This is a genomic window from Amnimonas aquatica (assembly GCF_002943415.1).
GTDB lineage: Bacteria > Pseudomonadota > Gammaproteobacteria > Pseudomonadales > Moraxellaceae > Perlucidibaca > Perlucidibaca aquatica_A.
This window is the reverse complement of the sequence record NZ_PTQZ01000044.1, coordinates 1-9,617: the sequence shown is the minus strand read 5'-3', so window position 1 is coordinate 9,617 and position 9,617 is coordinate 1. Positions and strand designations below refer to the sequence as shown.

At 68.2% G+C, this 9,617-nt stretch carries 11 protein-coding genes; 6 read left to right on the top strand and 5 right to left on the bottom strand.

Annotation, left to right across the window (positions count from 1 at the left end; translation table 11 throughout):
* The 6 genes from C5O18_RS10330 to C5O18_RS03230 all read left to right on the top strand — a co-directional run.
* On the top strand, positions 1 to 323 hold a 323-nt coding region (locus C5O18_RS10330; RefSeq protein WP_158249252.1), incomplete at its 5' end, for a hypothetical protein.
* Positions 316 to 774: a ribosomal protein S18-alanine N-acetyltransferase gene (gene rimI / locus C5O18_RS03250; protein ID WP_206389705.1), complete on the top strand. Its 459-nt coding sequence runs from the start codon at positions 316 to 318 to the stop codon at positions 772 to 774. The genes C5O18_RS10330 and rimI, both read left to right, overlap by 8 nt.
* A gap of 90 nt (positions 775 to 864) precedes the next feature.
* Positions 865 to 2,454: a peptide chain release factor 3 gene (locus tag C5O18_RS03245; protein ID WP_105191421.1), complete on the top strand. Its 1,590-nt coding sequence runs from the start codon at positions 865 to 867 to the stop codon at positions 2,452 to 2,454.
* Between the two features lie 64 nt (positions 2,455 to 2,518).
* Positions 2,519 to 3,304: an RsiV family protein gene (locus C5O18_RS03240; protein ID WP_146089185.1), complete on the top strand. Its 786-nt coding sequence runs from the start codon at positions 2,519 to 2,521 to the stop codon at positions 3,302 to 3,304.
* Between the two features lie 75 nt (positions 3,305 to 3,379).
* A complete protein-coding gene (locus tag C5O18_RS03235) occupies positions 3,380 to 4,273 on the top strand; it encodes a TatD family hydrolase (RefSeq protein ID WP_105191419.1) in 894 nt (297 codons plus the stop codon).
* Positions 4,274 to 4,303: 30 nt separating this feature from the next.
* Entirely contained in the window at positions 4,304 to 5,245 is a 942-nt protein-coding gene (locus C5O18_RS03230; protein ID WP_105191418.1) for a patatin-like phospholipase family protein, read from the top strand.
* Between the two features lie 4 nt (positions 5,246 to 5,249).
* Here the strand turns inward: C5O18_RS03230 and C5O18_RS03225 are convergent, their stop codons facing one another.
* From C5O18_RS03225 to C5O18_RS10325, 5 genes are all read right to left on the bottom strand, one after another.
* Entirely contained in the window at positions 5,250 to 6,878 is a 1,629-nt protein-coding gene (locus tag C5O18_RS03225; RefSeq protein WP_105191417.1) for an FMN-binding glutamate synthase family protein, read from the bottom strand.
* Between the two features lie 233 nt (positions 6,879 to 7,111).
* On the bottom strand, positions 7,112 to 8,293 hold the full coding sequence (locus C5O18_RS03220) for an acetyl-CoA C-acyltransferase (RefSeq protein ID WP_105191416.1): 1,182 nt from the start codon (positions 8,291 to 8,293) through the stop codon (positions 7,112 to 7,114).
* Positions 8,294 to 8,340: 47 nt separating this feature from the next.
* Positions 8,341 to 8,649: a YchJ family metal-binding protein gene (locus tag C5O18_RS03215; protein ID WP_277422140.1), complete on the bottom strand. Its 309-nt coding sequence runs from the start codon at positions 8,647 to 8,649 to the stop codon at positions 8,341 to 8,343.
* Positions 8,650 to 8,735: 86 nt separating this feature from the next.
* Positions 8,736 to 8,948: a hypothetical protein gene (locus C5O18_RS03210; RefSeq protein WP_105191414.1), complete on the bottom strand. Its 213-nt coding sequence runs from the start codon at positions 8,946 to 8,948 to the stop codon at positions 8,736 to 8,738.
* A 188-nt stretch (positions 8,949 to 9,136) separates the two neighbouring features.
* The coding region (locus C5O18_RS10325) for a nucleotidyl cyclase domain-containing protein (protein ID WP_158249251.1) at positions 9,137 to 9,617 on the bottom strand (481 nt) is incomplete at its 5' end.

Genomic DNA, 9,617 nt, shown 5'->3' with positions numbered 1-9,617 from the left:
ACCTCGGCCCGCAGGAGCAGTCGCTCTGGGAGGGCCTCTGCCGTGCCTTCGGCTGGCAGCCGGAGACATTGTCGGCCGATTTCTCGTGGCCGCTGGGGCAGGGCCGCAGCGGTGTCATCGGCCGTGACAGCGAGTCCGCCCGGGGCGTGATGCAGGGCTGGCTGGCGCGAGACCTCGGCGAGGACATGCGCCTGCTGGTGCTGGGCGAGCCGCTGGCCGGTTTCGTGCAACGCCCGCACCGGCAGCTGCCGGCGCTGTCGGCACTGCTGGCCAGCCCGCTGGCCAAGCGCGCGCTCTGGCTGCAGCTGGCCGGCGATGACTGAGTCCCGTCTGCGGCTGCGGCGCATGGACGCCGGCGACCTGGACGCGGTGCATGCCATCGAGCGCGTCTCGCATCCCACGCCCTGGCCCATGAAGGGGCTGCAGGAGTCGCTGCAGGCGCATGCCGCCTTCGTGCTCGAGGATGCCGGCGGCATCGCCGCCTTCGCCTTCGTGCAGCGCATCCTCGACGAGGTCCACCTGCTCGACATCGCCGTCGATCCCGCCCGCCGCGGCCAGGGGTTGGGGCGTGATCTGCTGCGCCGGCTCATGGACGAGGAGCTGGCCGACGGCGTCAATATCTGGTTCCTCGAGGTCCGTGTCTCCAATCACCCGGCCATCGCGCTCTACCAGTCGCTGGGCTACAACGAACTGAGCGTCCGTCGCAACTACTACGAAGGCCCGGACGGGCGCGAGGATGCGCTGCTCATGGCCTGCAGCACGGGCATGGGCTGAGCCGGCGCGGCTCCTCCCGGGATGACGGGCATGGGCGCCGGTCATCCCGTATAATCCGCGCCATCGCTGATCAGGTCATACCGAGCATCCATGTCATTCACCGAACAACTGGCGGCGGAAGTCGCCTCGCGCCGCACTTTCGCCATCATCTCGCACCCCGACGCGGGCAAGACCACCATCACCGAGAAGCTGCTGCTCTGGGGCAAGGCCATCCAGGTCGCGGGCACGGTGAAGTCGCGCAAGTCCGACCGCCACGCGACCTCGGACTGGATGGAAATGGAAAAGCAGCGCGGCATTTCCATCACCACCTCGGTCATGCAGTTCCCCTACAAGGCGGCCACGATCAACCTGCTCGACACGCCGGGCCACGAGGACTTCTCGGAAGACACCTACCGCACGCTGACGGCGGTGGACTCGGCGCTCATGGTCATCGACGGCGCCAAGGGCGTCGAAGACCGCACCATCAAGCTCATGGATGTCTGCCGCCTGCGCGACACGCCCATCGTGTCGTTCGTGAACAAGCTCGACCGCGAGATCCGCGACCCCATCGAGCTGCTGGATGAAATCGAGTCGGTGCTGAAGATCAAGTGCGCGCCGGTGACCTGGCCGGTCGGCAGCGGCCGCGATTTCAAGGGCGTCTACCATCTGCTCGAGGACCGCTACTACCTGTACCAGCAGGGGCATGGTTCGGAGCTGATCGCCGACAGGACCATCGACGGCCTGCACAACCCGGATGCCGACGCCACCCTCGGCGACGAGGCCGCCAACCTGCGCGACATGCTGGAGCTGGTGCAGGGCGCCAGCCACGAATTCGATCTCGGCGAGTTCCTCGCCGGTCGCATGACGCCGGTGTTCTTCGGCACCGCGCTGGGCAACTTCGGCGTCAATCACGTGCTCAACGGTTTCGTCGATTGGGCGCCGGCGCCGCTGCCGCGCAAGACCGCGCAGCGCGACGTGCAGCCGACCGAAGAGGTCTTCTCCGGCTTCGTGTTCAAGATCCAGGCCAACATGGACCCCAAGCACCGCGACCGCATCGCCTTCCTGCGCGTGTGTTCCGGCCGCTACGAGAAGGGCGTGAAGATGCAGCACGTGCGCATCGGCAAGGAAGTGCGCGTCGCCGACGCGCTGACCTTCCTGGCCGGCGAGCGCGCGCATCTGGAAGAGGCCTGGCCGGGTGACATCATCGGCCTGCACAACCACGGCACCATCCAGATCGGCGACACCTTCACCGGCGGCGAGAAGCTGCAGTTCCTCGGCATTCCGCACTTCGCGCCGGAAATGTTCCGCCGCGTGCGCCTCAAGGACCCGCTGAAGAGCAAGCAGCTGCAGAAGGGTCTGAAGGAGCTGTCGGAGGAGGGCGCGACCCAGGTCTTCATGCCGCAGATCAACAACGACCTCATCCTCGGCGCGGTCGGCGTGCTGCAGTTCGACGTGGTCGCGTTCCGCCTGCAGGAGGAATACAAGGTCGAGTGCGTGTACGAGAACGTCAACGTGTCCACCGTGCGCTGGATCCACTGCGATGACGAGCGCAAGCTGGCCGAGTTCAGGAAGAAGGCGCATGATCAGTTGTCGCTGGACGGCGGCGGCCACCTGACCTACCTGGCGCCGTCGCGCGTCAACCTGCAGATCATGCAGGAGCGTTATCCCGATATCGTTTTCTCGCCCACGCGCGAGCACTGATGCCCGGGCGCCGCCCGGCTCCGAGGTGGCCGTCATGGCCGGAACACAGATGAAGAGGGTGTCGATGTCGAAAGCGCCGGCGGCTTCCCGCCATGTCGTGCTCGTCTGTCTGCTGGCCGTGCTCGGCCTGACGGCCTGCGAGCGCAAGAAGCCGGTCGAGGAGCCGCCGGCCGGGGCCGCCACGACCGTCTCCGCCGAGATCGCGCTGCCGTCGACTCCGGTCGAGGTCAAGCTCAAGGGCCAGGGCTGCGGTGACCGCTGCGCCGAGTTCGAGGCCGACTGGCTGGGCTTCCCCGGGCAGCCGGCGCTGGACGCCGCGCTGCTCAGGCTGATCGATGCGCCCGCCGGCAATGCCGACGTGGCCGGTGTGATCCGCCAGATGGGCCAGCGTTTCATGACCGAAGCCGCCGAAGCGGGCGAGCCCTGGCAGCAGGACATCGAAGCCGAACTCAAGACCGGCGTCGGCCAGGTGTCGGTGATTCAGGTCACGGTCTACACCTTCACCGGCGGCGCCCACGGCATGACCAGCATCACGCCGGTGAACTGGGACCGCCAGCTCGGTCGCCAGCTGGCGCTCACCGACATCATCCTGCCCGGCCGTGCCGACGCCTTCTGGGCCGAGGCCCGCAAGGCCCACCAGGCCTGGGCGCACAGCCGCGACAACAGCGGTGCGCTGGCAGCGGGCTGGCCGTTCGCCACCACCGCGCTGTTCGCCCTGCGTAAGGACGGTCTGGAGCTGCAGTACCAGCCCTACGAGATCGGCCCCTATTCCGAGGGCGCGCCGGATATCCGCATCGACTATGCCCGCCTGCGCGATGTGCTCAAGCCGGAATACCTGCCGGCGCGCTGATCCCGGTTGTGCCACGCCGCCGGCGCAGCCTGTCCGGCTGGCTGGTGCCGCCGGTCCGCAGGCCGGGAGCACGCCATGGAACTGATCGACAGCCACTGCCATCTCGACGCCCCCGAGTTCGACGCCGACCGGCCGGTGGTCATGGCGGCCGCGCGCGCGGCCGGGGTCGCCGGCATCGTGGTGCCGGCCTATGTCGCCGCGCGCTGGCATGAGCTGCTGACGCTGTGCCGGGCACATGCCGTCGCCTCCTCCCCGGGTCTGCCCGTGCTGTGGCCGGCGCTGGGCCTGCACCCGGTGCATCTGGCTGCGCATGACGATGCCGATGTCGGGGTGCTGGCCGATGCGCTGGCGGCGCATGCCGATGTGGTCGCGGTCGGCGAGATCGGCCTCGACCGTTTCCTGCCCGAGCTGACCGCGCCCGCCGCCTGGGCGCGCCAGGTGCGCCTGTTCGAGGCCCAGCTGGCGCTGGCGAAACAGCACGACCTGCCGGTGATCGTGCACGCCCGGCGCTGCCATGCCGACATCATGGCCTGCCTGAAGCGCGTCGGGCATCGCAGCGGCGGCATCCTGCACGCCTTTTCCGGCAGCGTGGAGGAGGCGCGGCAGTACCGGCGCCTGGGCCTGCACCTCGGGCTGGGCGGGCCGCTGACGTACCCGCAGGCCAACCGCCTGCGCGCGGTGGCCCAGGCCCTGCCGGCCGACGCCTTCGTGATCGAGACCGATGCCCCCGACCTGATTCCGCATCCGCAGCATGCGCACCATGCCGACGGCCGGCCGCGCCAGCCTGGCGAGCGGGTGCGCAACAGTCCGGCCTACCTGCCTTCGGTGCTGGCCACGTTCGCCGAGCTGCGCGGCGAGGCGCCCGAGGTGCTGGCGGCGCAATTCTGGCAAAATACGGTAACCGCTTTGCGCCTGCCGTCCGTTATGGCGAGTCCCGGCGTGACGGCGAGTGCCACCGCCATTTCCTGATACCCGGTCCTGACCTCCGCGAGTCCGATCATGCGTCGTCTGCTGCCTGCTGTTCTCCTGCTGCCCGTGCTGCTGCTGGCGGCGTGTCGTCATGCGCCGGTGAAGCCGGTCGAGCCGCCACCGCCCGTGCGCGAGCCTGTGGTCGCGCTGGTGCTGGGCGGCGGCGGCGCCAAGGGCTTCGCCCACATCGGCGTGATCAAGGTGCTGGAGTCGCATGGCATCAAGCCGCAGCTGGTGGTCGGCACCAGCGCCGGCAGCTTCGTCGGCGGACTCTATGCCAGCGGCCTGAAGCCGTTCGAGCTGCAGCAGCTGGCGCTGCAGCTGCAGGAGTCGGATGTCCGCGACCTGACGCTGAGCCGCCAGGGTTTCCTGCTCGGCCAGAAGCTGCAGGACTACGTCAACGCGCGTGTCGGCCAGAAGTCCATCCAGGATTTCCCCATCCGTTTCGCGGCGGTGGCCACCGAGGCAGACACCGGCCGCAAGGTGATCTTCACGCGCGGCAACGCCGGCCAGGCGGTGCGCGCCTCGTGCAGCATCCCCAATGTCTTCGTGCCGGCCACCATCGCCGGCAAGCAGTATGTCGATGGCGGTCTGGTGAGTCCGATCCCGGTCGAGTCGGCGCGTGATCTCGGCGCCGACGTGGTGATCGCGGTGGATATCTCGGCGCGGCCGGTGGCCGGGCAGACGCGCTCGGCCTGGGCGCTGCTGGACCAGACCATCAACATCATGGGCCAGCAGTCGATCAACCGCGAGCTGCCGCAGGCGGACGTGGTGATCAGGCCGAACGTGCTGGGCGTGGGCACGCTGGACCTGGCCAGCAAGCACCAGAGCCTGCTCGAGGGCGAGCGCGCGGCGCAGGCGAAGCTGCAGGACATTTCGGCGGCCATCGCCCGGGCGCGCGAGCTGCTGGCATCACCGGCCGCGCGCGCGACGCCGGGGGCCACGCCGGTACCGGTGGCGCCGGCGCGCTGAGGCCTCAGGTCGGCGTCATCACCGGCGCGAAGCTGTCCGGATCGGCCATCTGCCAGAACAGCCGGTAGACCGGGTGATCGGCGCGGTGCTCGAGCAGATCGCCCGGCTGCAGGTAGGGGATCAGCGCTGACACCAGCGCGACTTCGTTGACCGAGACACGGCGCACGATGTGATGCGGCTTCAGCTGGTTCGGGTGGCTGAGGCCGGCGGCGCCGACCATCTCGCCAAGCGCCTTCAGCGTGTTGTGGTGAAAGTGGTAGACGCGGGTGGCCTTGTCTTCCGGGTCCAGCGCGCGCTGGCGCAGCCAGCTCTGCGTGGTCACGCCGGTGGGGCAGCGTCCGGTGTGGCAGGTCTGCGCCTGTATGCAGCCGAGCGCGAACATGAAGCCGCGCGCGGAGTTGCACCAGTCGGCACCCAGCGCCATGGCGCGGGCGATGTCGAAGGCGGAGACGATCTTGCCGGCGGCGCCGATCTTCACCTTGTCGCGCAGGTTGATGCCGACCAGCGTGTTGTGCACCAGCACCAGGCCTTCGTGCAGCGGCGTGCCGATGTGGTCGGTGAACTCCACCGGCGCCGCGCCGGTGCCGCCCTCGGCGCCATCCACCACGATGTAGTCCGGGTGGATGCCGGTCTTCAGCATGGCCTTGCAGATGGCGAAGAACTCCCACGGGTGGCCCAGGCACATCTTGAAGCCGACCGGCTTGCCGCCGGAGAGCTCACGCAGCCTGGCGATGAAGTGCATGAGCTCGACCGGTGTGCCGAACGCGGAGTGCGAAGGCGGCGAGACGCAGTCCTCGCCCTCGGGCACGCCGCGCGCGGCGGCGATCTCGGCGGTGACCTTGGCGCCGGGCAGCACGCCGCCATGGCCGGGTTTGGCGCCCTGGCTGAGCTTGATCTCGATCATCTTGATCTGCGGGTTGGCGGCGGTCTCGCGGAACTTCTCCTCGCTGAACGTGCCGTCCGGGTTGCGGCAGCCGAAATAGCCGCTGCCGACCTGGCAGATCAGGTCGCCGCCGTGCTCGCGGTGGTAGCGGCTGACCGAGCCCTCGCCGGTGTCGTGGGCGAAGCCGCCCATCTTCGCGCCCTTGTTCAGCGCCATGATGGCGTTGGCGGAGAGCGCGCCGAAGCTCATGGCGGAGATGTTGTAGACCGACAGCGAATAGGGCTGCTCGCAGTTGCCCTCACCGATCATCACGCGGAAGTCGCAGTCCTTGATGTGCTGCACGTTCACCGAGTGGTTGATCCACTCGTAGTGCTCTTCGTAGACATTGATCAGGGTGCCGAACGGGCGCTTGTCCACGGTGTTCTTGGCGCGCTGGTAGACCAGGGCGCGCTGGTTGCGCGAGAAGGGTATGTGCTCGGTGTCCGACTCCAGGAAGTACTGGCGGATCTCCGGGCGCACGGATTCGAACAGGAAGCGGAAGTGGGCCATGATCGGGTAGTTGCGCCGGATGGCCTGCTTCTTCTGGAAGTAGTCCAGCGTGCCGAGCAGGGTCAGTCCGCCGAAAACCAGCACCGGCGTGGCCCCGATCAGCGGGTGCCACCACCACAGGCCGAGCGAGGCGATGCAGGCGATACCGCTGCCGAGCCAAACGAAATAACGGTAGGGGATGACGTTTCTGACGAATTTCATGGGCGCCCCGCGATGGCCGGCAGCTTCCTGCTGCACTTCGAAAGGCACACTAGCACGGCGTGTTTACGGTTTTCGTACCGTTCAGGCGGAGAAAAGGAAGCGTCAGTCGGATGCCGCCGACGGTCGCGGTTCTTGGCGGGCGGGGCAGGCAGCTCATGCCGGTGCGGACATGAAAAAGCCCCGGCGGACCGGGGCTTTTCGATACAGCGATGGCGGAGGGCGGCCCGCCCGGATCAGATGATCTCGATCGCCATGGCGGTGGCTTCGCCGCCGCCGATGCACAGGCCGGCGACACCACGGGTCTTGCCGTGCTGCTTGAGCGCGTGGATCAGGGTCAGCAGGATGCGCGAGCCGGTAGAGCCGACCGGGTGGCCGAGCGCGCAGGCGCCGCCGTAGACGTTGACCTTCTCGTGCGGCAGGTTGTGCTTGATCATGGCCGCCATGGTGACCATGGCGAAGGCTTCGTTGATCTCGAACAGGTCCACCGAGTCGGCAGTCCAGCCGGTCCTGGCGAACAGGTTGCTGAGCGCGCCGATCGGGGCGATGGTGAACTCGCTCGGATCCTGCGACTGGGTGGCGTGGCCGACAATGCGCGCCAGCGGCTTCAGGCCCAGCTCGCGGGCCTTGCTTTCCTTCATCAGCACCAGCGCCGAGGCGCCGTCGGAGATCGACGAAGCGTTGGCGGCGGTGATGCTGCCATCCTTCGCGAAGGCCGGCTTCAGGGTCGGGATCTTGTCCGGGTTGGCGTTGCCCGGCTGCTCGTCGGTGTCGACCAGCACCTCGCCCTTGCGGGTCTGCACCGGCACCGGAACGATTTCGGCCTTGAAGTCACCGTTGGCGATGGCGGCATTGGCACGGCGCAGCGACTCGACGGCGAAGGCGTCCATGTCGGCGCGGGTCAGGCCCATGGTGTTGGCCATGTCCTGGGCGAACGAGCCCATGAGGCGGCCGGTGCGGGCATCTTCCAGACCGTCGAGGAACATGTGGTCCATGACCTGGCCATGGCCCATGCGGTAGCCGCTGCGGGCCTTGGGCAGCACGTAGGGGGCGTTGGTCATGGACTCCATGCCGCCGGCGACCATGATGTCATTGGTGCCGGCCTTGATCAGGTCGTGAGCCAGCATGGTGGCCTTCATACCCGAGCCGCAGAGCTTGTTGACGGTGGTGGCGCCGGCGGCGGCGGGAATGCCCGCGCCGAGGGCGGCCTGGCGGGCCGGGCCCTGCTTCAGACCGGCGGGCAGCACGCAGCCCATGATCACTTCCTGCACCTGCTCCGGGGCCACGCCGGCGCGCTCGAGCGCGGCACGGATGGAGATGGCGCCGAGCTCGGGGGCGGTGACGCCGGCCAGGGCGCCCTGGAAGCCGCCCATCGGGGTGCGGGCGCCATTGACGATGACAACGGGATCGTTACTCATGGGAAATCCTCTGTTTCTTCTCGTGGGTCACTGGGAGCGCACGGCGGTCAGGCGCCGTGGCACTTCTTGAATTTCTTGCCGCTGCCGCAGTGGCAGGGGTCGTTGCGGCCGATCTTGAGCTCGTTGACGACCGGCTTCGGCTTCTCGGACGGACCGCTGTGCAGCACCTTGCCGTCGCGGAAGAGCCAGCCGTCGTCGGTGCGCACGAAGCCGGACACCTCGTGGTGATGCTGCTTGACGCCGCCCATGTCGTAATGGGCGATGAACTCGACCAGGCCCTTGCGGTCCTGTTCGCCGCCGGCTTCCACCTGCAGCACTTCCAGGCTCTGCCAGTCGGCGGCTTCGGCNAGCCGCAGGGGCAGGTCATGTGTCGTCTCCGGAAAACAGGCATGAAAAAGGGGTGCCGAAGCACCCCTTTTCGCGAGGCGTGAGCCTCAACCCATTACTGGGCAGCCGGAGCTTCAGCAGCCGGGGCGGCTTCAGCGGCCGGGGCTTCAGCGGCCGGGGCTTCTTCAGCGGCCGGAGCAGCTTCTTCGGCAACCGGAGCAGCTTCTTCAGCGGCCGGAGCTTCGACAGCTTCTTCCTTCTTGGCGCAGCCAGCAACGGCCAGGGTAGCGGCAACGGCGGCCAGCACAGCAATCTTCTTGATCTGCATGATGATTTCTCTCTCAGGTTGGAACCGGGATCGGTCGATTTCCTGTCCTGGGCACGCGGGCGGACTGTTGCGGCAGGCCGGACCTGTACGTTCGGACGGGAACCATAGTAGCACCGGCAATATCGGATTGCATCCGCAATTTGTCAGACAGGATGTGGCCTTGAATGACTGATCGTCGGCGTTTCCGCTCAGCCGCGTCCGAGTCCCCGGCTGTGCTGTTCCGGATCCGCGCGCACCGCGCCGGTGTTGCCCTGGCGGTAGTGGCGCGCGCGCTGCAGCGCTTCGTGCAGGCCGTTCAGCAGCTGGTCCAGGGCCATGGGTTCGCGCGGCAGCCAGGTCGCGCCCAGGCGCAGCACGGCCGGCAGCCCGATGTCGCGGCTGGCGGCCTCGAAGCGGCTGCGGATGTCGCCTGCGATGGGGTCGATGTGCGTGCTTTCGCAGTCCAGCAGCAGGAACAGCAGCTCGCGTGCGTTGTAGCGGATCATGATGTCGCTGCCGCGCAGGCGTTCCTGGGCGCGCAGGGAGAGCTCGCGCGCCAGCAGGCGGACCTGCTCCGGCGACAGCGCCCGGCCGTCGGCCGACTCGAACTCGGCGTACATCAGCGTGACCGGGATCTGCTGGCGGTGGACATAGGGCCAGAGCAGGCTGGCAGCGGCGTGCAGGGTCCAG